Annotated in this window: 23 protein-coding genes; 8 read left to right on the forward strand and 15 right to left on the reverse strand. The window is 72.0% G+C overall.

Going from position 1 to position 21972, the window contains the following annotated elements; genetic code table 11:
• Window positions 1-5: 5 nt before the first annotated feature.
• Together AC0N04_RS07635 and ybiB are read left to right on the forward strand one after the other, a co-directional pair.
• Window positions 6-2813 carry a nitrate reductase gene (locus AC0N04_RS07635; RefSeq protein WP_474280151.1) on the forward strand — a complete coding sequence of 936 codons (2808 nt, stop codon included), beginning with the start codon at window positions 6-8 and terminating at the stop codon, window positions 2811-2813.
• A 293-nt stretch (window positions 2814-3106) separates the two neighbouring features.
• Window positions 3107-4036 (forward strand): DNA-binding protein YbiB, encoded by a 930-nt coding sequence (gene ybiB / locus AC0N04_RS07640; protein WP_474280153.1) that lies wholly within the window; start codon window positions 3107-3109, stop codon window positions 4034-4036.
• Window positions 4037-4334: 298 nt separating this feature from the next.
• On the opposite strand, the gene AC0N04_RS07645 is transcribed toward ybiB, so the two are convergent.
• From AC0N04_RS07645 to rhtB, 4 genes are read right to left on the reverse strand one after another with little or no spacing between them, the layout of a single operon-like run.
• On the reverse strand, window positions 4335-4544 hold the full coding sequence (locus AC0N04_RS07645) for a zinc-finger domain-containing protein (RefSeq protein ID WP_474280155.1): 210 nt from the start codon (window positions 4542-4544) through the stop codon (window positions 4335-4337).
• A gap of 32 nt (window positions 4545-4576) precedes the next feature.
• Window positions 4577-5500 carry a branched-chain amino acid transaminase gene (locus AC0N04_RS07650; protein ID WP_474280157.1) on the reverse strand — a complete coding sequence of 308 codons (924 nt, stop codon included), beginning with the start codon at window positions 5498-5500 and terminating at the stop codon, window positions 4577-4579.
• 40 nt (window positions 5501-5540) lie between these two features.
• The gene (locus AC0N04_RS07655) at window positions 5541-5918 is read right to left on the reverse strand and encodes an antibiotic biosynthesis monooxygenase family protein (RefSeq protein ID WP_474280159.1); all 378 of its coding nucleotides are present in this window, start codon (window positions 5916-5918) and stop codon (window positions 5541-5543) included.
• Between the two features lie 11 nt (window positions 5919-5929).
• Window positions 5930-6556: a homoserine/homoserine lactone efflux protein gene (rhtB, locus tag AC0N04_RS07660; protein ID WP_474280161.1), complete on the reverse strand. Its 627-nt coding sequence runs from the start codon at window positions 6554-6556 to the stop codon at window positions 5930-5932.
• Window positions 6557-6650: 94 nt separating this feature from the next.
• On the opposite strand from rhtB, the gene radA reads away from it, so the two are divergent.
• Window positions 6651-8018 (forward strand): DNA repair protein RadA, encoded by a 1368-nt coding sequence (radA, locus tag AC0N04_RS07665; RefSeq protein WP_474280163.1) that lies wholly within the window; start codon window positions 6651-6653, stop codon window positions 8016-8018.
• A 36-nt stretch (window positions 8019-8054) separates the two neighbouring features.
• Here radA and AC0N04_RS07670 read toward each other — a convergent pair whose 3' ends face one another.
• The gene (locus tag AC0N04_RS07670; RefSeq protein ID WP_474280165.1) at window positions 8055-9296 is read right to left on the reverse strand and encodes a cation:proton antiporter; all 1242 of its coding nucleotides are present in this window, start codon (window positions 9294-9296) and stop codon (window positions 8055-8057) included.
• A 146-nt stretch (window positions 9297-9442) separates the two neighbouring features.
• On the opposite strand from AC0N04_RS07670, the gene AC0N04_RS07675 reads away from it, so the two are divergent.
• Window positions 9443-9622 (forward strand): hypothetical protein, encoded by a 180-nt coding sequence (locus tag AC0N04_RS07675; RefSeq protein ID WP_474280167.1) that lies wholly within the window; start codon window positions 9443-9445, stop codon window positions 9620-9622.
• A 31-nt stretch (window positions 9623-9653) separates the two neighbouring features.
• On the opposite strand, the gene AC0N04_RS07680 is transcribed toward AC0N04_RS07675, so the two are convergent.
• The 8 genes from AC0N04_RS07680 to AC0N04_RS07715 form a co-directional block, all read right to left on the reverse strand.
• Window positions 9654-10019, reverse strand: coding sequence for a 6-pyruvoyl trahydropterin synthase family protein (locus AC0N04_RS07680; RefSeq protein WP_474280524.1), 366 nt, complete (start codon window positions 10017-10019; stop codon window positions 9654-9656).
• Between the two features lie 20 nt (window positions 10020-10039).
• Window positions 10040-10672, reverse strand: coding sequence for a 7-carboxy-7-deazaguanine synthase (gene queE / locus AC0N04_RS07685; RefSeq protein WP_474280169.1), 633 nt, complete (start codon window positions 10670-10672; stop codon window positions 10040-10042).
• Window positions 10673-10754: 82 nt separating this feature from the next.
• Complete coding sequence (locus AC0N04_RS07690) at window positions 10755-11234, reverse strand: GNAT family N-acetyltransferase (protein ID WP_474280172.1); 480 nt, start codon at window positions 11232-11234, stop codon at window positions 10755-10757.
• 39 nt (window positions 11235-11273) lie between these two features.
• Window positions 11274-12566: a glycolate oxidase subunit GlcF gene (glcF, locus tag AC0N04_RS07695; protein ID WP_474280174.1), complete on the reverse strand. Its 1293-nt coding sequence runs from the start codon at window positions 12564-12566 to the stop codon at window positions 11274-11276.
• Window positions 12567-12594: 28 nt separating this feature from the next.
• A complete protein-coding gene (locus AC0N04_RS07700) occupies window positions 12595-13308 on the reverse strand; it encodes an LrgB family protein (protein ID WP_474280176.1) in 714 nt (237 codons plus the stop codon).
• 3 nt (window positions 13309-13311) lie between these two features.
• The gene (locus AC0N04_RS07705) at window positions 13312-13665 is read right to left on the reverse strand and encodes a CidA/LrgA family protein (RefSeq protein ID WP_474280178.1); all 354 of its coding nucleotides are present in this window, start codon (window positions 13663-13665) and stop codon (window positions 13312-13314) included.
• 61 nt (window positions 13666-13726) lie between these two features.
• A complete protein-coding gene (gene glcE, locus AC0N04_RS07710; RefSeq protein WP_474280180.1) occupies window positions 13727-14836 on the reverse strand; it encodes a glycolate oxidase subunit GlcE in 1110 nt (369 codons plus the stop codon).
• On the reverse strand, window positions 14836-16344 hold the full coding sequence (locus tag AC0N04_RS07715; RefSeq protein WP_474280182.1) for an FAD-linked oxidase C-terminal domain-containing protein: 1509 nt from the start codon (window positions 16342-16344) through the stop codon (window positions 14836-14838). Before AC0N04_RS07715 ends, glcE begins: the two co-directional genes overlap by 1 nt.
• 177 nt (window positions 16345-16521) lie before the next feature.
• Here AC0N04_RS07715 and AC0N04_RS07720 point away from each other — a divergent pair, with 177 nt between their 5' ends.
• The 4 genes from AC0N04_RS07720 to AC0N04_RS07735 all read left to right on the forward strand — a co-directional run bounded on the left by AC0N04_RS07720 (window position 16522) and on the right by AC0N04_RS07735 (window position 19918).
• On the forward strand, window positions 16522-16986 hold the full coding sequence (locus tag AC0N04_RS07720; RefSeq protein WP_474280184.1) for a PaaI family thioesterase: 465 nt from the start codon (window positions 16522-16524) through the stop codon (window positions 16984-16986).
• A 250-nt stretch (window positions 16987-17236) separates the two neighbouring features.
• Entirely contained in the window at window positions 17237-18469 is a 1233-nt protein-coding gene (locus AC0N04_RS07725; RefSeq protein WP_474280186.1) for a 2Fe-2S iron-sulfur cluster-binding protein, read from the forward strand.
• A gap of 4 nt (window positions 18470-18473) precedes the next feature.
• Complete coding sequence (locus AC0N04_RS07730; RefSeq protein ID WP_474280188.1) at window positions 18474-19052, forward strand: hypothetical protein; 579 nt, start codon at window positions 18474-18476, stop codon at window positions 19050-19052.
• Window positions 19049-19918, forward strand: coding sequence for a cytochrome c3 family protein (locus AC0N04_RS07735; protein WP_474280190.1), 870 nt, complete (start codon window positions 19049-19051; stop codon window positions 19916-19918). Before AC0N04_RS07730 ends, AC0N04_RS07735 begins: the two co-directional genes overlap by 4 nt.
• An 83-nt stretch (window positions 19919-20001) precedes the next feature.
• Here the strand turns inward: AC0N04_RS07735 and AC0N04_RS07740 are convergent, their stop codons facing one another.
• Both AC0N04_RS07740 and AC0N04_RS07745 read right to left on the reverse strand, forming a co-directional pair.
• The gene (locus AC0N04_RS07740) at window positions 20002-21213 is read right to left on the reverse strand and encodes an FIST signal transduction protein (RefSeq protein ID WP_474280192.1); all 1212 of its coding nucleotides are present in this window, start codon (window positions 21211-21213) and stop codon (window positions 20002-20004) included.
• A gap of 22 nt (window positions 21214-21235) precedes the next feature.
• On the reverse strand, window positions 21236-21964 hold the full coding sequence (locus tag AC0N04_RS07745) for a PhaM family polyhydroxyalkanoate granule multifunctional regulatory protein (RefSeq protein ID WP_474280194.1): 729 nt from the start codon (window positions 21962-21964) through the stop codon (window positions 21236-21238).
• Between the last annotated feature and the right edge of the window lie 8 nt (window positions 21965-21972).

Consider the following 21972-nt stretch of genomic DNA (forward strand, 5'->3'; position numbering starts at 1 on the left):
CCACCATGCGCGAGACCAAGTCCACCTGTCCCTACTGCGGCGTGGGCTGCGGCGTGATCATCGCCAGCGAGGGCGCGCAGATCACCGGCGTGCGCGGCGACCCGGCGCATCCGGCCAACTTCGGCCGGCTGTGCACCAAGGGCTCGACCCTGCACCTGACCGCCAGCGCCGGCGTGACGCGCCAGACCCGGCTGCTGCAGCCCATGCAGCGCCCGTCGCGCGGCGCCGCGCCGGTGGCGATCGGCTGGGAGGCCGCGCTCGACGAGGCGGCCGACCGGCTCGCGGCGATCCACCTCGCGCATGGCCCGCAAGCCATCGGCGTCTACGTCTCGGGCCAGTTGCTGACCGAGGACTACTACGTCTTCAACAAGCTGGTCAAAGGCCTGCTGGGCAGCAACCAGATCGACAGCAACTCGCGGCTCTGCATGTCCAGCGCGGTGGCCGGCTACAAGGCCACGCTGGGCGCCGACGCACCGCCCTGCAGCTACGAGGATCTGGCGCTGGCCGGCACGGTGTTCATCACCGGCAGCAACCTGGCCTGGGCCCACCCGATCCTGTTCCGCCGCCTCGAAGACGCGCGGCGCGCCAACCCGGGCCAGAAGTGGATCGTCGCCGACCCGCGCCGCACCGAAACCGCCGACCAGGCCGACCTGCACCTGCCGCTGCGGCCCGGCAGCGACGTGGCGCTGTACCACGGCCTGCTGCACCTGATGCTGTGGGAAGGCCTGACCCGGCCCGACTACATCGCCGCGCACACCACCGGCTTCGACGCGCTGAAGGCCCGCGTGCGCGAGTTCACGCCGCGCGAGACCGCGCGCCTGACCGGGCTCCAGGAAGCCGACCTGGTCACCGCCGCGCGCTGGTTCGGCGACAGCCCGGCCACGCTCAGCCTGTACTGCCAGGGCCTGAACCAGAGCCACAGCGGCACCGCCAAGAACGCCGCGCTGATCAACCTGCACCTGGCCACCGGCCAGATCGGCAAGCCCGGCGCCGGCCCGTTCAGCCTCACCGGCCAGCCCAACGCGATGGGCGGGCGCGAGGTGGGCGGCATGGCCAACCTGCTGAGCGGCCACCGCGACCTGGCCAACCCGGCGCACCGCGCCGAGGTGGCGGCGCTCTGGGGCCTGGCGGGCCTGGGCGTGCCCGAGGTGCCCGCCGCGCCGGGGCTGACCGCGGTGGAGATGTTCGAGGCCGCCGCCGACGGCCAGATCAAGGCCTTGTGGATCGCTTGCACCAACCCGGCCCAGTCGCTGCCCGACCAGGCCACCGTGCGGCGCGCGCTGCAGCTGGCCGAGTTCGTGCTCGTGCAGGAGGCCTTTGCCACCACCATCACCGGCGCCCACGCCGACCTGCTGCTGCCGGCGACCCCCTGGGGCGAGAAGGACGGCACCGTCACCAACAGCGAGCGCCGCATCAGCCGCGTGCGGCCGGCCGTGCCGGCGGCGGGCGAGGCGCGGCACGACTGGGCCATCGCCGCCGACTTGGGCGCCCGCCTGGCCGCGCGGCTGGCGCCCGAGCGCGCCCCGCTGTTCGCCTACCCGAGCCCGGAATCGGTCTGGTGCGAACACCGCGAAACGACCCGCGGCCGCGACCTGGACATCACCGGCCTGAGCTACGCGATGCTGGAGCGGCAGGGGCCGCAGCAGTGGCCGCTGCGCGAGGGCGACGCCGCCGGCCGCGCCCGCCTGTACGAAGACGGCGTCTTCGCCACCGCCGACGGCAAGGCCCGTTTCGCGGACCTGCCGTTCACCCCGCTGGCCGAGCCGCGCGACGCGCGCTGGCCGTTCAGCCTGATCACCGGCCGGCTGCGCGACCAGTGGCACGGCATGAGCCGCACCGGCACGCTGGGCCGCCTGTTCGGCCACGACGGCGAACCGGTGGTGGAAGTGCACCCGCAGGACCTGGCGCGCCTGCGCGTGGCGGAGGGCGCGCTGCTGCGCGTGCGCTCGCGCCGCGGCAGCGTGCTGCTGCCGGCGCGCGCCAGCACCACCGTCGCGCCGACGCAGGTCTTCATCGCGATGCACTGGGGCGAGGAGGTGCTGGGCGGCCACGACGACCAGGGCCGGCCCGCCACCGGCGTCAACGCGCTCACCAGCCCGGCGCGATGCCCGCAGTCCCAGCAGCCGGAGCTCAAGCACGCCGCGGTGGCGCTGGAGCCCGTCCACCTGCCCTGGCGCCTGACCGCGATGGCCTGGCTGCCGGCCGACCAGGCCCTGGCGGTGCGCGAACAACTCAAGCCCGCGCTGGCCGCGTTCGACACCGCCAGCCTGCTGCCCTTCGGCCGCGAACCCGATCCGCAAGGCCGCGTGGGCCTGCTGCTGCGCGCCGCCGCCGCCGCAGCCCTGCCCGACGAGCACCTGCGCCCGCTGCGCCAGGCCTTCGGCCTCGACGCCGGCGGCGTGCTGGCCTACCAGGACGCCCGGCGCGGCCAGCAGCGTGCGCTGCGCATCGCCCGCGATGCGAGCGGCGCCGAGCGCCTCGCCGCCTTCTGGGTGGCCGGCGACGCCGCGGGCGAAGCCTGGCTGCGTGCGCTGCTGGAAGCCGACCAGACCCTGCCCGGCCCCGGCCGCCAGCTGCTGGCCCCCGGCGCGCTCGCCGGCAGGACCGCCGCCCCCCGCAGCCCCCAGGTCTGCACCTGCTTCGACATCAGCGAAGACGCGATCCGCACCGCGCTGCACACCTGCCCCGGCAGCCCCGCCGAACGCCTGGACCACCTGCAGGCCATGCTGAAGTGCGGCACGAACTGCGGCTCCTGCCTGCCGGCGCTGCGCAACCTGGCGAAGACGGTGGCGGTGGTGGTGCCGGTGGGCTGAGGGCCTGGCAGAGGACCGGCCCACCAGAGGAAGCTGGCTGCCGTCGCCGATCCAGACTCGGCGTAGGTCGCGCAAGATGGGGCGTCGGTGTTCTCTTTCCAGGATCCCTATTGGGCGCCAGTTAGCAGTCGACGCAAAGAGCAGTCACACGACGAGGTGGTGCTACCGAAACGCTGGTCTTCAGGGCGACCAGTTCAATATCTCGACCCTGGGCGGCTGGGCGAAGCATTGGATGAACATCCGCATAGCAACCGCCCTGACACAATCCGCCCACCCCCACCTTCGACACGCCCATGAGCATCGCCCCCTACATCCGCGAAATCGGCCGAGGCAAGGACGGCGCCCGCGCGCTGACGCGCGAGCAGGCCTGCGACCTGATGAGCCAGCTGCTCGACGGCCGGGTCAACGACCTGCAGAAAGGGGCGTTCGCGCTGGCCATGCGCATCAAGGGCGAGACGCCCGAGGAGCTGGCCGGCTTCATGGACGCGGTGGTGCCGCGCACGCTGGCCTTGCAGGCGCCGTCGACCCCGGTGGTGCTGCCCAGCTACAACGGCGCGCGCAAGCTGCCCAACCTGACCCCGCTGCTGGCCTTGCTGCTGGCCCGCGAGGGCGTGCCGGTGCTGGTGCACGGTCCGCTGACCGACCCGGCGCGGGTCACCAGCGCCCAGGTCTTCGAGGCCCTGAGCCTGCCACCCGTCACCGACGCGGCTGCCGCCCAGGCGCGCTGGGCGGCGGGCGAGCCGGCCTTCATGCCGATCGGCGCGCTGCACCCGTCGCTGGCCGGCCTGCTGGCGCTGCGCGCGGAGCTGGGCCTGCGCAACCCGGGCCACACGCTGGCCAAGCTGCTGCCGGCGGTGGCGGGCAGCCTGCGGGTGGTCAACCACACGCATCCGGAATACGCGGTCAGCCTGTCGGAATTCCTGGCGCTGACCCAGGCCGATGCCTTGCTGCTGCGCGGCACCGAGGGCGAGCCGGTGGCCGACGCGCGCCGCCTGCCCGCGCTCAAGTGCTTCTTGCACGGCCAGCTCAGCGACACGCTGTCGGTCGAGGCGCAGGGCGGCTCGCTGGACAGCCTGCCCGAGTTGCCCGCCGCCATCGACGCCGACAGCACCGCCGCACTGACCCGGGCGATGCTGGACGGCAGCTTCCCGCTGCCTCGCCCAATAGCGCGGCAACTGCGCTGCCTGCTGGACTTGCGCCGCGCCGCCGCACAGCCTCGCTGAGCCCACTGACAGCGGTTGCGGTAGCCCGCAACCGGGAGCGCCACCGCAGGCCAGCGCACGGCCGCTCCGAAGCGGCCTGCGAACCCTCCCGGAGGGTGGTTGCGGTACCCCGCAACCGGGAGCGCCACCGCAGGCCAGCGCACGGCCGCTCCGAAGCGGCCTGCGAACCCTCCCGGAGGGTGGTTGCGGTACCCCGCAACCGGGTGCGCCACCGCAGGCCAGCGCACGGCCGCTCCGAAGCGGCCTGCGAACCCTCCCGGAGGGTGGTTGCGGTACCCCGCAACCGGGTGCGCCAGTTTCAGTGCCCGTGGGCGATCTTCTCGCCGGCCTTCAGGCGGTAGACGGTGCCGCAGTAAGGGCACACGCCCTGGCCGCCGTGGCTCAGGTCCACGTAGACCTTGGGGTGGGTGCTCCACAGGGTCATCTTCGGGTTCGGGCAAAAGACGACGCCGTCGCCCTGCAGGTCGGCGGCGCTCACTTCGACAACAGCCTTGGCTTGTTCGCTCATGGGGGTCTCGTTGGGTGGGGTCGGGGCGGGGCTCAGACCGGCGTCAGCCAGTGCGCGTACTTGTCGTTGCGGCCGTTGACGATGTCGAAGAACGCACTCTGGATCTTCTCGGTGATCGGGCCGCGCGAGCCGCTGCCGATCTCGATGCGGTCGAGCTCGCGGATCGGCGTCACCTCGGCGGCGGTGCCGGTGAAGAAGGCCTCGTCGGCGATGTAGACCTCGTCGCGGGTGATGCGCTTTTCCACCAGTTTCAGGCCCAGGTCCTGGCAGATGTGGAAGATGGTGTTGCGGGTGATGCCGTTGAGCGCGCCGGCCGACAGGTCGGGCGTGTAGACCACGCCGTTCTTCACCACGAACAGGTTCTCGCCGGCGCCTTCCGAGACGAAGCCGGAGGCGTCCAGCAGCATCGCCTCGTCGTAGCCGTCCTCGGTGGCTTCCATGTTGGCCAGGATCGAGTTGGTGTAGTTGCTCACCGCCTTGGCCTGGGTCATCGTGATGTTGACGTGGTGGCGGGTGTAGCTGCTGACCTTGACGCGGATGCCGCGCTTCATGCCCTCTTCGCCCAGGTAGGCGCCCCAGGACCAGGCGGCGACCATCGCGTGGATCTGGTTGCCCTTGGGGCTGACGCCCAGCTTCTCCGAACCGATCCAGACCAGCGGGCGCAGGTAGCAGCTTTCCAGGTGGTTCTCGCGCACCACGGCCTTCTGGGCGTCTTCGAGCTGCTCGACGCTGAACGGCACCTTCATGCGCAGGATCTTGGCCGAGTTCAGCAGGCGCTCGGTGTGCTCGCGCAGGCGGAAGATGGCCGTGCCACGGGCGGTCTTGTAGGCGCGCACGCCCTCGAAGGCTCCGCAGCCGTAGTGCAGCGTGTGAGTCAGCACATGGATCTTGGCGTCACGCCAGTCCACCAGCTGTCCGTCCATCCAGATCTTGCCGTCGCGGTCTTCCATGCCCATGGCCATTCCTTCGGGGTGTAGGGTGCGTAAAACGCTGATTTTAGGGCGCGGCTGAAGGGGCAATGGGGTCGGCCAAGCCGTCCTGCGTCTGCCAGCCGTACTCGCGCTCCACCTTGGCGATGCGCACCCGGAAGTCGCTGTACCACTGCGCCCGGCCGGCGTTGCGGGCCTCGGTGTGCTCGGCGTTGCGGCGCCAGGCGGCGATGTCGTCCAGCGTGCGCCAGTACGACACCGTGATGCCGGCACCGTCGGCGTCGCGCACGCTGTCCACGCCCAGGTAGCCGGGCTGCTCGGCGGCCAGCGCCAGCATGCGCTCGGCGGTCTCGGTGTAGCCCTCGGCCACCTCGCTGCGCTGGCTGCTGAAGATCACCGCGTAATACGGCGGCTTGATCTCGGACGCGGACGCGGTAACCGTCATGGCCACTGTCCTCAGTGGCTGCGGCGGAAGCTGGCCAGCAGCAGCCCGGCGCCAATGAACAGGCCGCCGATGCTGCGGTTCAGCACGCGGATCTGGCGCGGCGTGCGCAGCAGCCGCAGCACGCGCGAGGCCAGCGCCGCGTAGCCGGTCATCACCGAGCACTCGACCAGGCCGAAGGTGGCGGCGATCGCGAGGTATTGCGCCAGCATCGGCCGGGCCGGGTCGATGAACTGCGGCACCACCGCGAGCAGGAACACCGTGCCCTTGGGGTTCAGCGAGTTCACCGTCCAGCCGCGCCGCACCAGGCTGGCGCGGCTGGCCTGCGGCGCATCGACCGGGGCGGCCAGCGGCGCGGCGGCCGAGCGCCATTGCTGCACGCCCAGCCAGATCAGGTAGGCCACGCCCAGCCACTTGAGCGTGGCGAAGGCCGATTCGGACGCCGACAGCAGCGCGCCCAGCCCGATGCCCACCACCAGCAGCTGCGTCCACACGCCCAGCGCGAGCCCGAAGGCGATCGCCTGGCCGCGCCGGAAGCCGTGGCCCAGGCCGGCGCTCATCGCCGCCAGCGCGCCCGGCCCGGGCGACAGGCTGATGGCCACCGTGGCCAGAAAGAAGGTGATCCAGGTCGACAGTTCCAAGGCGGGCTCCGCGCGGCAAGGCTGGGGGGCGTCCAGTGTAGTGGGGTGGCCTGAGAGAATCGCCCGCACCGCCGCCATTCCCCTTCGTTCCGCCATGTCCCGAGCCAAGACCGTTTACACCTGTGCCGAGTGCGGCGGCAGCGCGCCGCGCTGGCTGGGCCAGTGCCCGCACTGCAAGGCCTGGAACACGCTGGAGGAAACGGTGGCCGAGGCGCCGGCCGCCGCCTCGAAGAACCGCTACCAGGCGCTGGCCAGCTCGCAGCCGGTGAGCACGCTGAGCGAGATCGAGGCCGGCGACGTCTCGCGCACACCCACCGGGCTGGACGAGCTGGACCGCGTGCTGGGCGGCGGCATCGTCGAAGGCGGGGTGGTGCTGATCGGCGGCGACCCCGGCATCGGCAAGAGCACGCTGCTGCTGCAGGCGCTGGATGCGCTGGCCTCGCGCATGAAGGTGCTGTACGTGACCGGCGAGGAATCGCCGGCGCAGGTGGCGCTGCGCGCGCGCCGGCTGGGCCTGAGCGGCGCGACGGTGCGGGTGCTGGCCGAGATCAACCTGGAGAAGATCCTGGCGACGATCGAGGCCGAACAACCCGCGTTCTGCGTCATCGACTCGATCCAGACCCTGTACTCCGAGCAGCTCAGCAGCGCGCCGGGCTCGGTGGCCCAGGTGCGCGAATGCGCGGCCCAGCTCACCCGCACCGCCAAGAGCGGCGGCTGCACCGTGGTGCTGGTGGGCCACGTGACCAAGGAGGGCGCGCTGGCCGGGCCGCGCGTGCTCGAGCACATCGTCGACACGGTGCTGTACTTCGAGGGCGACACGCACAGCAGCTTCCGCCTGATCCGCGCGATCAAGAACCGCTTCGGCGCGGTCAACGAGATCGGCGTCTTCGCGATGACCGAGAAGGGGCTCAAGGGCGTCACCAACCCGAGCGCGATCTTCCTGTCCACGCACGCCGAGCCGGTGCCGGGCTCCTGCGTGCTGGTGACGCTGGAGGGCACGCGGCCGCTGCTGGTCGAGATCCAGGCGCTGGTCGATGCCGGCGGCCCCAGCCCGCGCCGTCTCAGCGTGGGCCTGGACCGCGACCGCCTGGCGATGCTGCTGGCGGTGCTTCACCGCCATGCCGGCGTGGCCTGCATGGACCAGGACGTGTTCGTCAACGCGGTGGGCGGCGTTCGCATCAGCGAGCCGGCGGCCGACCTGGCGGTGCTGCTGGCGATCCAGAGCTCGCTGCGCGGCCGGCCGCTGCCGCGCGGCTTCATCGCGTTCGGCGAGGTCGGCCTGGCCGGCGAGGTGCGCCCGGCGCCGCGCGGCCAGGAGCGGCTGCGCGAGGCCGCCAAGCTGGGCTTCTCGGTGGCCGTGGTGCCCAAGGCCAACGCGCCGAAGAAGCCGATCGACGGGCTGACGATCCACCCGGTGGAGCGGATCGAACAGGCGATCGACGCCTTGCGGTCGCTGAGCTGACGGCCGGGCCGCCGTGCCTTGCCGGTGCCGCCTGTCTCAGCCCGCGGTCCGCAGTGCGCGCCGGACCACGCGACCTATCGTCAGTCCCTGGCCCAGGATCGAAGCCACGACGATGCCGTAGGTCAGCGCGAGGACGGTCTCGCGCTGCGGCCCGACGGGCAGCGACAGCGCCAGCGCGACCGAGATGCCGCCGCGCAGGCCGCCCCACACCAGCACCTTCCACGAGCCCGGCGGCAGCTTGAAGACCCGCGGCAGCAGGCCCACCGGCAGGCCCACCGTCAGCACGCGGGCGGCCAGCGTGACGGCGATGCTCAGCCCGCAGGCCAGCAGCAGGCGCGGCGAGAACGGGATCAGCAGCATCTCCAGCCCGATCAGCACGAACAGCACCGCGTTCAGGATCTCGTCGAGCAGTTCCCAGAACAGGTCGACGTGATGGCGCGACGTGTCGGACATTGCCAGCCGACGGCCGTGGTCGCCCACCACCAGGCCGGCCACGACCATCGCCAGCGGGCCGGAGACGTGCAGTGCCGGCGCGAGCGCATAGCCGCCGATCACCGTGGCCAGGGTCAGCAGCACCTCGACCTGGTAGCTGTCGACGCTGCGCAGCAGCCGGAAGCAGGCATAACCCAGCAGCGCGCCGAACAGCAGGCCGCCGCCGGCCTCGTGCAGCAACATCAGTCCAGCCTGGCCGACGGTCGGGATGCCACCTCCTGCCAGCAAGCCCAGCAGCAGCGAGAAAATCACCACGCCCACCCCGTCGTTGAACAGCGATTCGCCGGCGAGCACCAGTTCGAGTTTCTTCGGCGCACCGGCGGTCTTCAGGATGCCCATCACGGCGATCGGGTCGGTCGGCGAAATCAGGGCACCGAACAGCAGGCAGTGCAAGAGGGGCAGCGTCACGCCCACCCACGGCAGCACCCACCAGGCGCCCAGGCCAACCACCAGCGTCGACGCCACGGTCCCGACGCCCGCCAGCACCCCGACCTGCCAGCGCATCGCGCGCAACTGGCTCAAATCCACATGCAGAGCGCCGGCGAACAACAGCATCGACAGCATGCCCTGCATCAGCAGCTTCTCGAAGTCGATCGCCCCGAGCCAACTGCGCGCCTGCGTGTGCAGGCCCATCGCCAGGCCCATCGCATCGAGCCCGACCAGGGTCAGCGAAAGGGTCATCGCCATCACCATCACGCCGATCGCGATCGGCAGGCGGATGAAGCGCTGGTTGACCCAGGCCAGCAGCGCGGTGACGACGAGACAGAGGGCGGCGAGATCCAGCATCGAGCAGACAGGAGAGGGATGGGCGGAGGGGACGTGGTCCCGCCGGTCCATTGTCGCGTGCCCGGGACGGCCCGGGGTGCGGACTATGATCGACGCGTCAGTCTGCGCGCCGGGCTGACGTCTCCTTGCGTTCCCGAAAGCCTTTGATGACCACCCGCTCCCGCCACAAGATCGCGCTCAAGCGCACCCGCGCCAAGATCCACAAGGCCCGCAGCGAAACCCGTGTGCGGGTGCCGGGCGCCGCCGTGCGCGTGGCCTTGCACGAGCAGACCTTGCGCAACCTGCTGGCCGCACCGGTGAAGCCAGCGGCCGCCGCGAAGAAGTGACCGGGCGGACGGGCCTGTCCCGTCCCGCCGTTCAGCGCCGCACCCGGCAGGCGTCGCCGCTGGCGTCGCGGCGCACCTCGACGCAGGCCAGCTGCGCCCCGTAGAGCAACTCCATCGCACGCCAGATGTAGGTGCAGAGGTTTTCCAGCGTCGCCGGCCCCAGGCCCTTGACCTCGTCCAGGAAGCGGTGGTCCAGCTCGCGGCGCAGCGTCTCGATCGCGCGGCGCAGGTGCGCCAGGTCGACCAGCATGCCGCTGGCCGGGTCGGGCTGGCCGGCCAGCGTGACCTCGGCGATGTAGGTGTGGCCGTGGATGCGCAGGCTGGGTTCGGCATCGATCTGGCGGCGCAGCGTGTGGGCGGCCTCGAAATAAAAGGTCTGGCTCAGTTCGTACTTCATCGGATGCTTCAGGTTCGGGTTCAACGGATGCCCAGCAGCTTGTGCGTCTGCACCGACAGGCGCCAGCGCGGGTCGGCCAGGCAGGCGGCCACGGCGATCTCGGCGTTGCGGCGCGCCAGCGGGCCGTCCATCGCCTGCAGGAAGTGGTGCTCGAAGGGCAGCGCGGCGAGCGCGTCCAGGTCCAGTCCCTCCTGCGGGATCACCAGCTTCAGCTCCTGCCCGGCGGTCAGCACCAGCGGGGCGCCGGCCTTGGGGCTGACGCAGATCCAGTCCAGCCCGGGCGGCGGCGCCAGCGTGCCGTTGGTTTCCACCGCCAGCGTGAAGCCGCGCGCATGCAGCGCGTCGATCAAGGCCGCGTCCACCTGCAGCAGCGGTTCGCCGCCGGTCAGCACCACCAGGCCCGGCGCGGCGCCGGCCGGCCACTGCGCGGCGATCGTGTCGGCCAGCGCCGCGGCGCTGTCGAACTTGCCGCCCAGCGTGCCGTCGGTGCCGACGAAATCGGTGTCGCAGAACTGGCAGATCGCGCTGGCGCGGTCGGCCTCGCGGCCACTCCACAGGTTGCAGCCGGCAAAGCGGCAGAACACCGCCGGGCGCCCGGCATTGGCGCCCTCACCCTGCAGGGTGTAGAAGATTTCCTTGACGCTGTAGGTCATGGCCAGACCGGGTGGGCCGCGAAACAGGCGGCGCCCGGGAAGAGTCGAACAGCCTTCGATTGTCCGCCGAAAGCGGTGCCGGTCAGAGCTCCAGCGACAGGAAGGTCGCGCCCGGCACCGGATTGAACCCGTAGGCCTCGGCCGGGCGGAACCCGATCGACCGGTACAGCGCCTGCGCCGCCGCCATGCTCGGCAGCGTGTCGAGGACGAGGCGCTCGTAGCCGGCGTCGCGGGCCGCCTGGCACAGCTGCTCGACGAGGCGGCGACCCAGCTGCTCGCCGCGGGCCTGCGGGCTGACGTAGAGCCGCTTCATTTCGCCGACCCGCGCATCGAGCGGCCTCAGCGCCACGCAGCCCACCGCCTCGTCGCCGCGCCAGGCCAGCAGCAGCTGGCCTGCAGGCGGGGCGTAGCGGCCCGGCAGCTGCGCCAGCTCGGCCTCGAAGCCCTGGAAGCACAGGTCGACGTCCAGGCGGTCCGCATAGTCGCGGAACAGGCGGCGCACCGTGGCCAGGTCCGCGGGCCAGCGGGCGGGGCGGATGGCGGTGATCGATGGGGGGGCCATGGGTCGTGCGGGGGCATCGCGGCACAGCGCCGGCGGCGCTCAGAACCCCGGCGGCTCGCCGCGCGCCAGCGCCTCGTCCAGCACCTCGACCCAATGCCGCACCGGGCGCTCGCTGCCCGACTGCAGGTGCTGGATGCAGCCGATGTTGGCCGACACGATCACCTCGGCCTGCACCGGCGCCAGCGCCTTGAGCTTGCGGTCGCGCAGCTGCAGCGCCAGCTCGGGTTGCAGCACCGAATAGGTGCCGGCCGAGCCGCAGCACAGGTGGCTGTCACAGGGGGCGGTCCGGACGTCGAAGCCGAGCGCGGCCAGGTGGGTCTCGACGCCGCCGCGCAGCTGCTGGGCGTGCTGCAGCGTGCAGGGCGGGTGGTAGGCCAGCGGCACCGGCTCGGCGTCTTCGGCCTCCTGGCGGGTGCGCCGCCGCTCGATCAGCGGCTTCAGGCGCGGCACCAGGTCGGGCAGCAATTCGCTCAGGTCGCGCGTCAGCGTGCTGATGCGGGCGGCCTTGTCGGCATAGGCCGGGTCGGCGGCCAGCGCGTGGCCGTACTCCTTCACGGTGGCGCCGCAGCCGCTGGCGTTCATCACGATGGCTTCGACGGCGCCGGCATCGGTCAGTCCCTCGACCAGCGGCCACCAGGCGTCGATGTTGCGGCGCATGTCGGCCAGGCCGCCCTGCAGGTCGCCCAGGTGGCTGCGGATCGCGCCGCAGCAGCCGGCGTCGTCCGCCACCAGGGTCTGGATGCCGGCGGCGTCCAGCACCCGGGCGGTGGCCGAGTTGATGTTGGGCAGCATCGCCGGCTGCACGCAGCCCATCAGCATCAGCACCTTGCGCGGATGGCTGCGGGTGGGCCAGCGGTGGGCCGCGGCGCCGGCCTTTTCCGGCACCTTGCGTTGCAGCGAGGCCGGCAGCAGCGGGCGCAGCGTCTGGCCCAGCTTCATCGCCGGGGCGAAGGCCGGCGAGGTCAGGCCCTCCTTCAGCAGCCAGCGCATCGCACGCTCGCCCCGCGGCCGCTCAACCTGGGCGTCGACGACGCGGCGGCCGATCTCCACCAGCTGGCCGTACTGCACGCCGCTGGGGCAGGTGGTCTCGCAGTTGCGGCAGGTCAGGCAGCGGTCCAGGTGGGCCTGGGTGGCGCGCGTGACCGCGCCGCCTTCCAGCACCTGCTTCATCAGGTAGATGCGGCCGCGCGGGCCGTCGAGCTCGTCGCCCAGCAGCTGGTAGGTCGGGCAGGTGGCGGTGCAGAAGCCGCAATGCACGCACTTGCGCAGGATGGCCTCGGCGGCCTGGCCGTCGGGGGTGCCGGCGAATTCGGGTGCCAGGTGGGTTTGCATGGGGAAGTCGGTCCGGGTGAAAGTGCGGTCAGAACAGGCGGAACATCAGCGGCAGCAGCAGCGAGGCCAGCACCACCTGCAGGCCCAGCGCCAGGCCGGCGTAGGCCCCGGCATCGGGGTTGACCTGCAGCGCGCGGGCGGCGCCGATGCCGTGGGCCGCCGTGCCCAGCGCGAAGCCGCGCACCTCGGGCGTGCGCACGCCCAGCGCGTCGAACAGGTACTTGCCCAGCAGCGCGCCGGTCAGGCCGGTCAGCACCGCGAACACCGCGGCCAGCGCCGGGATGCCGCCGATCTGCTCGGCAATGCCCATCGCCACCGGCGCGGTGACCGATTTGGGCGCCAGCGAGCGCAGCACGTCGCGCGGCAGGCCCAGCGCCCAGCCTGTGGCCACCGCCGTCGCGCTGGCGGCCGCCCCGCCGGCCAGCGCGGCCAGCAGCAGCGCGCCGGCCCGCTCGCGCAGCTGGGCGCGGCGCTGCCACATCGGCCACGCCAGCGCGACGACTGCCGGGCCGAGCAGGAAGTGGATGAACTGCGCACCGCTGAAATAGCTCGGGTAGGGCGTGCGCGTGGCCACCAGCAGCAGCGCGATCACCACCACGCTCCACAGCACCGGGTTGGCCCAGGGCGCGTGGCCCAGCCGCTGGTAGGCCCACTGCGCCGCGACGTAGACCGAGACGGTGGCGGTCAGCCCGAACAAGGGCGTGGCCGACATGTAGACCCAGAGCTCGACGAAGCTGCGCATGGGTCAGCCCGCCTTGCCGCGCGGCACCAGCAGCGCGCGCAGCACCAGCGCCGTCACCGCCAGCCCGGCCAGCGTCGAGACGACGATCGCGATCAGCATCCGGCCGCCGTACTCGGCCAGCAGATCCAGGTGGGTGATCACGCCCACGCCCACCGGCACGAACAGCAGCGACAAATGACCCAGCAGGCCGTCGGCGGCGCTCTCGGCCGGGCCGCGCAGCGCCGGCCAGCGCAACGCCAGCAGCAGCAGGCCCATGCCCAGCACCGGGCCGGGCAGCGGCAGCCCGGTCAGGCGCACCAGCGCCTCGCCGGCCGATTGGCACAGCAGCAGCAGCGCGAAGCCCCGCAGCAGGTTCATGCGGCGGCCTGGGCCGGTGCGCCGGCGCGGGCGCGCGGGCAGGAGCGGCGCAGGCGCTGCATCACAGCGTCGGCAGCAGCCGCTGGCGGTTGAAGATGCCGGCCGGGTCGAAGGCCCGCTTCAGGCCGTGGTGCACCCGCATCACGGCTTCGGGCAAGGCGGCGCCGACGCCGTTCGAGCGGTCGCCGCCACGGAACATGCTGGCGTGGCCGCGCGCGTCGGCGGCCACCGCGTGCAGGCGGGCGGCGGGCAGGGACGAGACGATCCAGCGCTGCGCGCCGCCCCACTCGATCAGTTGCGGCTCGCCCGGCAGATCGAGCTTGGGGGCGGTGGCGGCCACCGACATCCGCCACAGCGTCGCGCCCGCGGCCACCGCCTCGGCGGCGAGCGAGAAGAATTCGTCGTTCTGGTCGCGCAGGCCCTGCCAGAACTGGGAGGCCATCGGCTCGGGCACGGTCTCGCCGCCGAGCCGGTGGGCGGCGGCGGCCACCGCCGCCTGGGCACCGCGCAGGCGCAGCACCAGCATGCCTTCCCACCAGGCACTGGCGTTGATCGGCAGCGGCTGGCCGGCCCATTCGTTGAGGCGGCGCAGCGCGCTGGGCTGGTCGAGCTCGAAGCGCAGCGTCAGCGTCGCCGGGGCCACCGGCAGCACCTTCAGCGAGACCTCGCAGATCACGCCCAGCACGCCCATCGAGCCGGCCAGCAGGCGCGAGACGTCGTAGCCCGCGACGTTCTTCATCACCTGGCCGCCGAAGCTCAGCAACTCGCCCCGGCCGTTGAGCAGCGTGGCCCCGAGCACGTAGTCGCGCACCCCGCCGACCGCGGCCCGCGCCGGGCCGGCCAGGCCCGCAGCCACCATGCCGCCCACCGTGCCGCCGCCGCCATGGCGCGGCGGCTCGAACGGCAGGCATTGGCCTTGTTCGGCCAGCGCCGCCTCCAGCTCGGCCAGCGGCGTGCCGGCGCGCGCGGTGACCACCAGCTCGGTCGGCTCGTAGGACGAGATGCCGCGCAGCGGCCTCAGGTCGAGCGGCGCGCCGTTGAGCGGGCCGCCCAGAAAATCCTTGCTGCCGCTGCCGCGGATGCACAGCGGGTGCTCGCCGGCGGCGGCGTCGCGCACGGCGGACACCAGGGCGTCCAGCACGGCGGCGTCATGGTTGGACGCGGCGTTCATCAGAAGCGCTCCAGGTTCGGGAACGGCAGCAGGCCGCGACTCACGTGCATCTTGCCGTACTCGGCGCAGCGGTGCAGCGTCGGCACGACCTTGCCGGGGTTGAGCAGGCCGACCGGGTCGAAGGCGCGCTTGACGCCGAACATCTGCTCGCGTTCCTCGGCGCTGAACTGCACGCACATCGAGTTGAGCTTCTCGACGCCGACGCCGTGTTCGCCGGTGACGGTGCCGCCCATCGCGACGCTGGTTTCGAGGATGTCGGCACCGAACAGTTCGGCGCGGTGCCATTGGTCGGGGTCGTTGGCATCGAACAGGATCAGCGGATGCAGGTTGCCGTCGCCGGCATGGAAGACGTTGCAGCAGCGCAGCGCGTACTTCTTCTCCATCTCGGCGATCGCCAGCAGGATGTCGGCCAGGCGCTTGCGCGGGATCGTGCTGTCCATGCACATGTAATCCGGGCTGATGCGGCCCGAGGCCGGGAAGGCGTTCTTGCGTCCGCTCCAGAACTTCAGGCGCTGGGCTTCGGTCTCGCTCACCGCCATGCGGGTGGCGCCGCATTGCGTCAGCACCGCCTGCATGCGGGCGATCTCTTCCTCGACCTCCTCCGCCGTGCCGTCGCTCTCGCACAGCAGGATGGCCGCGGCGTCCAGGTCGTAGCCGGCGTGGACGAAATCCTCGACCGCCGCGGTCATCGGCTTGTCCATCATCTCCAGCCCGGCCGGGATGATGCCGGCGGCGATGATGCCGGCCACCGCCTCGCCGGCGCGGCGTACGTCGTCGAAGCTGGCCATGATGCAGCGCGCGAGCTGCGGCTTGGGCGTGAGCTTGACGGTGACCTCGGTCACCACCGCCAGCATGCCCTCGCTGCCGACCAGCACGGCCAGCAGGTCCAGGCCCGGCGCGTCGAGCGCGTCGGCGCCGAACTCGATCGCCTCGCCCTCGACCGTGTAGCCCTTGACCTTGAGCACGTTGTGCACCGTCAGGCCGTACTTGAGGCAGTGCACGCCGCCCGAGTTCTCGGCCACGTTGCCGCCGATGGTGCAGGCGATCTGGCTCGACGGGTCGGGCGCGTAGTACAGGCCCAGCGGCGCCGCCGCCTCGCTGATCGCCAGGTTGCGCACGCCGCACTGGACGACCGCGGTGCGGCTGAACTTGTCGAGCTGGAGGATGCGGTTGAAGCGCGCCAGCCCCAGCGTGACCCCCATCGCGTTCGGCAGCGCGCCGCCCGACAGGCCGGTGCCGGCGCCGCGCGCCACCACCGGCACCTGCAGCCGGTGGCAGGTGCGCAGCACGGCGGCCACCTGCTCGTTGGTCTCGGGCAGCGCGACCACCAGCGGACGCTCGCGAAAGGCGGTCAGGCCGTCGCATTCGTAGGGCACGGTGTCCTCGGCCTGCCACAGCAGCGCATGGGCCGGCAGCACCGCCTGCAGGGCGGCCACCACGTCGGCCTGGCGGGCGGCGCGCTCGGCGGGCGTGGGCGGGGAGGCGGCGGAATCGGTCAGGGCAGTCATGGGCGGCGGCGGCCCGCGGGGCGCGGGCGAGAGCAAGGGGCAACTGTACTGCCGCACCCGGCCACTCCGCGAGCGCTGCGGCCGCCGTGCGGTCAAAACGCTTTTGACCTGGGCGGCGGGAATCGACCGGCCTCCCGGCGAGAATCAGGCCTGGACGGATATCCCCGCGGAGATCGCATGAAGGCCTTTCAGGACCACTACCCCGAGAGCGTGTCGCACTGCTATGGCTGCGGCTCGCTCAACCCGCACGGTCACCGGATCAAGACCTTCTGGGAGGGCGACGAGACCGTGACCCGCTTCCGGCCCGAGCCGTACCACACGGCGGTGCCTGGGTTCACCTACGGCGGCCTGATCGCCTCGCTGATCGATTGCCACAGCACCGGCACCGCGGCCGCGGCGATGTACCGCGCCGAGCACCGCGAGATGGACACCCAGCCGGGATTTCGCTTCGTCACCGGCTCGCTGCACGTGGACTACCTGAAGCCCACCCCGATCGACGCCGAGCTGGAGATCCGGGGCCGGATCAAGGAGGTCAAGGGTCGCAAGGTGATCGTCGAGACCACGGTCTCGTCGCGCGGCGTGGTCACCGCGCGCGGCGAGGTGGTGGCGGTGCAGATGCCGGAGAACTTCGGCGCGGCGTGAGGGCGCACGGGCCATCCGTTGGTCCGCTGCCCATCACTGGGGAGGTGGAAGGAGAGGGCTCGAAGCGGTCCGTGAAGGGCGTTCCGGAGGAGCCCTCCTGCGGCGAGCGACGTCCTTGGCTGCACAGTGACAGCCGTCAACGGCGTCCCATTGCCGCGAGCCTCTCTCGTGATTGACCACTGTCAACGGCGGGACACCACGCGGATACCAGAATCGTCCACACCCACCGAGTTCTTGGCGGACCTTCCGCGTGACTGTTGCCCAACTTCTGGCCTGGATCGCTGCCGCGCTGCTCTTCCAACTCGCGGCAGGGATCGGGTTCGTGCTGTGGCGGCGACGCGGCACGGCGTCGGTCCTGCCCATCGTGGCCGAACCCGAGGCGCCGGCGCCCGGTGCCGCGTGGGCGGGCTGGCGCGAATTCCGGGTGCGCTCGCGCAGCTACGAAGATGCGGCAAAAACGCAGTGTTCCTACACCCTGGTGCCGGTGGACGGCGCGGCGCTGCCGCCCTTCAAGCCCGGCCAGTTCCTGACGTTCTCGCTCGACGTGCCCGACGCCCGCGGCGAGGCGTGCACGGTGACGCGCTGCTATTCGCTGTCCGACCGGCCCGACCCGGGCGCTTACCGGATCACGGTCAAGCGCGTGCCGGCACCATCCGACCGACCCGAACTGTCACCGGGCCTGTCGTCGAGTCACTTTCATGACCGGATCCAGGTCGGCGACGTGCTCAGGGCGAAGGCACCGTCGGGTCACTTCTTCATCGACCCCGACGCCAGCGTGCCCGCCGTGCTGGTGGCTGGAGGCATCGGCATCACGCCGATGATGAGCATGCTCCGCTGGTGCCTGACCGAGCAGCCCGGCCGTCGCGTCCACTTGGTCTACGGCCTGCGCAACGGCGCCGAACAGGCCTTCAAGGCGCCGCTGCAGGAGATGGCGGCCTCGTACCCGCAGCTCACCCTGACGGTGGCCTACAGCCGCCCCGGACCCCAAGACCGGCCGGGGGCGGACTACCAGCACGCCGGTCACGTCGACGTCGAGCTGCTCAAGCGCACGCTGCCGCACGGGCGCCACCAGTTCTACGTCTGCGGACCTCCCGCCATGATGCAGAGCCTGGTGCCGGCCTTGGCAGAGTGGGGCGTGCCGCACGACGATCTGCACTTCGAGGCCTTCGGCCCGGCCTCCGTGACGCTGCCTTTCGACCGCACAGGCGCGGCGGCCGTCCCGTCGGCGCCCGTCGAGATCCGATTCAGTCGCTCCGGCCGGACGCTGGTGTGGGACGGGCAGGATGCCAACCTGCTCGAATTCGCCGAACGTCACGGCGTGGCCGTGGACTCGGGCTGTCGTTCCGGCAGCTGCGGCAGTTGCGAGACGCGCCTGGCCAACGGCTCCGTGCACTACGCGAGCCCGCCCGACCACGACCTGGCGCCGGGCCACTGCCTGATGTGCGTCGGCCGGCCGTCGTCGGCCTTGGTTCTGGAGGCCTGAGGCCATGCAGGCCCGCCTGTTCCGCCGCGAGGTGCTGCCCTTCCTGGGTGGCATCTCCGTCCTGGTGGGCTTCACGCTGCTGCTCGATGCGCTGCTGCACCTGCTCGATGTGGTGTGGGTCGGCCGTTACCTGGGCATCCCCGGCACGCTGCTGATCCTGGCCTCCTCGGTCTACTCGCTGCGCAAGCACCGGCTGATCCGCGCGGGCCAGCCGGCGCGGCTGCTGCGCTGGCACGAAGGCCTGGCCTGGCTGGGATCGCTGCTGGTGCTGGTGCATGCCGGCATCCATTTCAACGCGATCCTCGGCTGGCTCGCGGTGGCGGCCATGTTGGTCAACGTGATCAGCGGCCTGACCGGCAAGTTCCTGCTGGACCGCTCGCGCCGCCGGCTGGCCGAGGCCCAGCAGCGCATGCGCCGGCAGGGCTTGTCGGCCGCGGAGCTCGAGGACCGCACGTACTGGGACAGTCTGACCTTCGACGCGGTCCGGAAGTGGCGTGTGGTCCACCTGCCGATCACGCTGGCGTTCGTGGTACTTGCACTGGCCCACATCGTCGCCGTGTTTCTCTTCTGGGGCTGGAAGTGAAGCGCCCGCCCTGGCTGCTCATCGTCATCGCGGCCAACCTGGTCGCGCTGGTGGCGCTGGCCTTCGTCTACCCGCAGTTGATGGTGAGTCCCGGGACCTTGTCGCGGGGCCACGCCGGGCTGGCGACGGACTGCTTCGCCTGCCATGCCCCCTGGCGCGGGGCGGCGGCGCAACGTTGTGTCGAGTGTCACGCCCTGGCCGACATCGGCCTGCGCTCGACCCGAGGCGCGGTGCTGACTCGGCAGGGACGGACATCGTCGTTCCACCAGCAGCTGATCGAACAGGACTGCGTCGCCTGCCACAGCGACCACGCCGGCCCCCGGCTCACGCAGCGCAGCCGCAAGCCGTTCTCGCACGACTTGCTGCGCGCGGCCACCCGCGACCGCTGCGATGCGTGTCATGCCGCGCCGAAGAACGACGTCCACCGCGATCTGACGGCCGGATGCAGCCAGTGCCACAGCCCGCGGGGCTGGAAGCCGGCCTCCTTCGACCATGCGCGGCTGGCCAAGAACGCCCCGTGCACCGCCTGCCACAAGGCGCCGTCCGACACCTTGCACCGGCGGATCCAGGGTCACTGCGGACAGTGCCACGCAACCGCCGCATGGAAGCCGGCCACCTTCGATCACGGCAAGTCCTTCGCGCTCGACCGTGACCACGACACCACCTGCGCGACCTGCCACACCGGCAATGACTACGGGCGCTACACCTGCTACGGATGCCACGAGCATACGCCGGCGAACGTGCGCGCCGAACACGAGGAGGAAGGCATCCGCGACGTCGAGAACTGCGTGAGGTGCCACCGCAGCGCGGACAAGGACTCGGCCGAAAGAGGGGCAGACGGTGATCGGAGGCGTGAGCGCGACTGACAACTTCTCGTGGTCCCCGCTGCATGGACCTGCCCGGCGGATCGCGGGAGCGCTGGCGTACCCGCCCGACGCGCCCGCCTGCGTCAAGCGGGCGGCTCGGTCAGGAACACGGTCAGCACGCCGGTGTAGCCGTAGAGGTGGTGGCGGGCGATTTCGCCAGCGGCGAAGAAGCCGACCAGCGGCACGTCGCCCAGCGCCTGGCGCACGATGCGCAGCTCGGCCGACGGGCCGCCGAAGTGGGCGCCGCCACGGCCGGTGCAGCTGACGTAGATCGCGCCGGCGATCTGCCGGCCGGCGGGCGGCGACGGGTCGTCGCCCGCGGCCAGCGCCGTCGCGCCGGCCTCGACCTCTTCGCGGATTTCGGTGCAGATGCGCACCAGGTCGCGCCGCGCCGCCTCGGCGTTGCGCTCGCAGAAACTCAGCTGCATGCCGGTTTCCAGCGTGTCCGCCACGGCAAGGGCGTCGCGCGCCGGGTCGAAGCCGATCAGGTGGCGCACCCGGGTGTCGGCGCCGAACTGGCCGCCGCGGCCGAGCGCGTCGTCGCGCGCGTCGGTCAGGCCGACCAGGGTCTGGCGCAGGCGCTGCATCGCCTGCTGCGGGCGCTCCAGCGAGACGCCGGCATCGCCCAGCAACAGCGGCAATGCCGCCTGCTCGTCGAGGGCGATCACCACGTTGCCCTCGGCCGCGGTGATGTGCCGGACCGGGCCGATCGGCTGGCAACCCTGGGTGACGCGCGAGATCAGCGCGACGCCGGGGCCGAAGGCCACGCCCGACAGGCCGCCGGTGTACACGCTGTCGGCCCATTGCGGGCAGCGTCCGCGCGAGCTGCCCAGGCCGCCGAACAGGTAGCGCGCGCCGGTGCGATCCGCCAGCTCGGCGAGCAGCTCGGGCAGCTCCGGCGTGGCCGGGTCGGCATGGACCAGCGCGGTCCACGCACCGTCGCCGGGCCGGTCGGACAGCGGCTGGCGGCCGTGGAAGAGCCGGAACTGGTCGGCCGGCAGATCGGTCAGCATCATCACCAGTGCCGGCTCGTCGACGTATTCGACCCCGCTGGCGCAGATGCCGACGCCCACCGTGCCGGCCCAGTGCACGCCGGGCCAGCGCTGTTGCGCCTCGGCCAGCACCTCGGCGGCCTGGCCGGCGAGCGCGTCGGTCAGGTAGAGCAGGCCCAGCGACGCGACGAAGTCGGGGCGCGCGGCCCGCTGGGCGTCGATCTGCGCTGCGGCCAGCGCCAGCGCCATGCGGCCATCGGGATGGGTGGCGTGGGCGGGCAGGAACGGACCGGCGCAGCGCATGGCGGGTCAGCGGCGGGCCGGGTCAGCGGGCCTTGGCGCGCGTGGGACGGGTGGGCGTCTTGGCGGCGGCCTTGGCAGGCGTCTTGGCCGCGGGACGGCGCGCCGGACGGGCGGCTGCGCCCACGGCAGAGCTCACCGCACCGGCGGCCGCCGCGGCCTTCTGCGCCACGGCGCCGGGCATCTCCACCGCCTTCTTCAGCGTCTCGCCAGCGGCGTCGAACGATTGCTTGACCATCGCGCCGGCGAGGTTCTTGGCGGCGTCGGTGGCGCTGTCCTTCATCGCGGTGGCGGCCAGCTCGGTGAACTGCTTGGTCAGCGCGCCCCACCACTGCATCGGGTCGACCGCGGCGGCGGCCGCGGCGGCCGGTGCCGGCCTGGACTTGTGGCGCGCCGCGGGCCGGGGGGCGGCCGGGGGCGGCGGCGGGGCCACCTCGGGCGGCGCGGCCTCGGGGGTCTTGAGCGTCATCGCGTCGCGCAGGTCGCCCATCGAGACGTTCATGGTCTTGAGCGTCGACAGCGTCATGCGCTGCACCTCCATCGCCTGGATCGTGGCGCCCAGCATGCGTGCGTTCTGCTCCAGCCAGAACTGCACCGTGCGCAGCTCCTCGATGCGCTTTTCAAGTTCCTCGGGGTTCAGCGTCGGCGCCACCCATTGGCCGATGTTGGGCAGCGCCGAGCCGGCGTTCTTCACCAGCCCTTGCAGAAAATCGAACCCGGGCACCAGTTTGGCGAAATCGGTCGCAGCGGTCATCGGATCTC

This window comes from Ideonella sp. sgz306126 (genome assembly GCF_056032705.1).

Coding starts and splice junctions, on each gene's coding strand:
- AC0N04_RS07740 (WP_474280192.1), bottom strand. CDS start 21,213: ATGCGCTGCGCCGGTCCGTTCCTGCCCGCCCACGCCACCCATCCCGAT.
- AC0N04_RS07745 (WP_474280194.1), bottom strand. CDS start 21,964: ATGACCGCTGCGACCGATTTCGCCAAACTGGTGCCCGGGTTCGATTTT.
- AC0N04_RS07675 (WP_474280167.1), top strand. CDS start 9,443: ATGACCACCCGCTCCCGCCACAAGATCGCGCTCAAGCGCACCCGCGCC.
- AC0N04_RS07650 (WP_474280157.1), bottom strand. CDS start 5,500: ATGGGCATGGAAGACCGCGACGGCAAGATCTGGATGGACGGACAGCTG.
- AC0N04_RS07645 (WP_474280155.1), bottom strand. CDS start 4,544: ATGAGCGAACAAGCCAAGGCTGTTGTCGAAGTGAGCGCCGCCGACCTG.
- AC0N04_RS07690 (WP_474280172.1), bottom strand. CDS start 11,234: ATGGCCCCCCCATCGATCACCGCCATCCGCCCCGCCCGCTGGCCCGCG.
- AC0N04_RS07655 (WP_474280159.1), bottom strand. CDS start 5,918: ATGACGGTTACCGCGTCCGCGTCCGAGATCAAGCCGCCGTATTACGCG.
- ybiB (WP_474280153.1), top strand. CDS start 3,107: ATGAGCATCGCCCCCTACATCCGCGAAATCGGCCGAGGCAAGGACGGC.
- AC0N04_RS07730 (WP_474280188.1), top strand. CDS start 18,474: ATGCAGGCCCGCCTGTTCCGCCGCGAGGTGCTGCCCTTCCTGGGTGGC.
- queE (WP_474280169.1), bottom strand. CDS start 10,672: ATGACCTACAGCGTCAAGGAAATCTTCTACACCCTGCAGGGTGAGGGC.
- AC0N04_RS07680 (WP_474280524.1), bottom strand. CDS start 10,019: ATGAAGTACGAACTGAGCCAGACCTTTTATTTCGAGGCCGCCCACACG.
- radA (WP_474280163.1), top strand. CDS start 6,651: ATGTCCCGAGCCAAGACCGTTTACACCTGTGCCGAGTGCGGCGGCAGC.
- AC0N04_RS07720 (WP_474280184.1), top strand. CDS start 16,522: ATGAAGGCCTTTCAGGACCACTACCCCGAGAGCGTGTCGCACTGCTAT.
- AC0N04_RS07715 (WP_474280182.1), bottom strand. CDS start 16,344: ATGACTGCCCTGACCGATTCCGCCGCCTCCCCGCCCACGCCCGCCGAG.
- glcF (WP_474280174.1), bottom strand. CDS start 12,566: ATGCAAACCCACCTGGCACCCGAATTCGCCGGCACCCCCGACGGCCAG.
- glcE (WP_474280180.1), bottom strand. CDS start 14,836: ATGAACGCCGCGTCCAACCATGACGCCGCCGTGCTGGACGCCCTGGTG.
- AC0N04_RS07700 (WP_474280176.1), bottom strand. CDS start 13,308: ATGCGCAGCTTCGTCGAGCTCTGGGTCTACATGTCGGCCACGCCCTTG.
- AC0N04_RS07635 (WP_474280151.1), top strand. CDS start 6: ATGCGCGAGACCAAGTCCACCTGTCCCTACTGCGGCGTGGGCTGCGGC.
- AC0N04_RS07705 (WP_474280178.1), bottom strand. CDS start 13,665: ATGAACCTGCTGCGGGGCTTCGCGCTGCTGCTGCTGTGCCAATCGGCC.
- AC0N04_RS07670 (WP_474280165.1), bottom strand. CDS start 9,296: ATGCTGGATCTCGCCGCCCTCTGTCTCGTCGTCACCGCGCTGCTGGCC.